Source organism: Bradyrhizobium sp. STM 3843 (assembly GCF_000239815.1).
Taxonomy (GTDB): domain Bacteria; phylum Pseudomonadota; class Alphaproteobacteria; order Rhizobiales; family Xanthobacteraceae; genus Bradyrhizobium.
In genome coordinates this window covers 1-1,807 of the sequence record NZ_CAFK01000212.1, presented here as the reverse complement: position 1 = coordinate 1,807, position 1,807 = coordinate 1, and the positions used below count along the sequence as shown (strand labels likewise).

Annotated in this window: 1 protein-coding gene; it reads right to left on the bottom strand. The window is 66.6% G+C overall.

Translation table 11 applies throughout. The annotated features are described in order from the left end of the window. Positions 1 to 85 precede the first annotated feature (85 nt). Positions 86 to 1,741, bottom strand: coding sequence for a substrate-binding domain-containing protein (locus tag BRAS3843_RS22490; protein WP_008971356.1), 1,656 nt, complete (start codon positions 1,739 to 1,741; stop codon positions 86 to 88). Positions 1,742 to 1,807: the final 66 nt, after the last annotated feature.

Genomic DNA, 1,807 nt, shown 5'->3' with positions numbered 1-1,807 from the left:
GGAGCCTGTCCTCGGGCGGCTCTACGCGCCGACCCGGGGGCGGAGCATGACAGCGGTGGAGATGGCAAGATCTCAACCCAGGCATCTAATTATATCCACGCACCGCGCGGAAGGCGTCGGTGAGATTCTTGGTGCCGTCGAATACCCTGCCGCCGGTCAGCTTGGCCAGCGCATCGAGCTGAGTGCGATCGGCCTCGTCGCCGAAGGTCACGCCGAACACCGGCACCCGGCCGCCATCCGCCCGCCAGGGCTGCTCGAAGGTGGATCGCGAGCCCTGACTCTTGCCGTCGGTCATGATCACGATCGCAGCCAGATGCGAGCCGGCGTCCAGGGTCGGCTTCATGGCCGCCAGCGCCCGCGCGCCGCAGGTGTAGAAATCAGTGCCGCCGCCGGCATGCAGCGTCAGGGTCTCCTTGAGCAGCGCCGCCTGCTCCTGATCGTCGCCGCTCGCGCTCGTCACCCATTGCACGTGGTCGCTGAACGGCAGCACGATGATCTCGTCCTGCTTCGACCATTGCACCAGCATTTCCTTGGTACGCGCCGGCGTCAGCAGGAAACTCATAGCCTCCAGCAGCTGGGTTTCGCCATGGCCCTGCATGCTGCCGGAGAGATCGAGACAGAGCGCGGTCAAGGACGGCCGCCGCAGCGCCTCCTGATAGGTGTTGAGCGCGACCTGGATCACCTTGGGCTCGGGCGGTCGCACCACCGTCACCGGCCGCGACGGATCGAGATTGGTTGCGGGATCTGCGGGGAGCAGCGCGGCGCGCCCGAGCTCGACCCGGCGGCCGGTCTTGGCGATGCGCGCCTGGGTCTCCGGCTTGAGCAGAAAGGCCTGCAGCTCCTCGAAGAACTGCTCGACCTCCTTGCCGCGGCCACGGTCGACGAAGCCGAGCGGCGAATCGGCGACCGAGACGCCGTCCTGCGGATAGATCGCATAGAGCTGCTCGAAGCCGTCGGCCTTGAGCTTGTCGTTGGTCTCCTTGATGACCGCTTCGTAGTTCCACATCGCCTGGTAATGCGCGCCGTTGCGCTCGCCTTCGCGATAGAGATCGGCGAGCCAGCCGCTCGAGCCGGACGAACGCTCGACGCCACGCAGCAGCGCGCGCACGGTGGAGACCACGCCCTCGCGCTCGAGATCGCCGGCCTCGATCAAATCAGGCTTGCCGATCGCCGACGCCAGCATCGCCAGATAGGCGGACGCGCCGGAATTCGACTGCGTCGCCGAGGTCATCAGGAATTTCAGCCGGCCGGCCTCGACGGCCCCCAGGATGTCCTTGGTCGTGACCTTGGCGCCGATCCAGCCGAGCTCTTCCGCCTTCGATCGCCGCACGCCGAGGATCACCGGCATCTGGGTGATCGACTTGATCGACTTCACCCGGCGGCCGGTGTCGAACATGTCGATCCAGATCGAGGCCGCCGGCCAGACCGCATCGGCCTTCGGATCGCTGCCCGGCTTGAGCGACAGCGCGATATCGAGCGAGCCTTGATAATGCATGTCGCAGGTTGCCCCGCGCGAATGACAGAACTCCTGCACCAACGGCTCCAGCACGTCGTTCTCGGAGCCGGAGAGGATGGTGAATTGCGGCCCGGATTGGCCGCAGGCAGCGAGCCAGAGCGTGAGGAACAAGATGGCCAGCGGACGCGCGGCTATCTCGGCTGTCGTCCTGGCGAACGCCGGGACCCATAACAACCGCCGTCGATTGTTGTGCGCGGTATCGGCCGCGAGCCCATTCCCTGGCATCACGCGGTATGGGTCCCGGCGTTCGCCGGGACGACACCGGGTGTGGCGCGCCTTCGTGGCATAGGG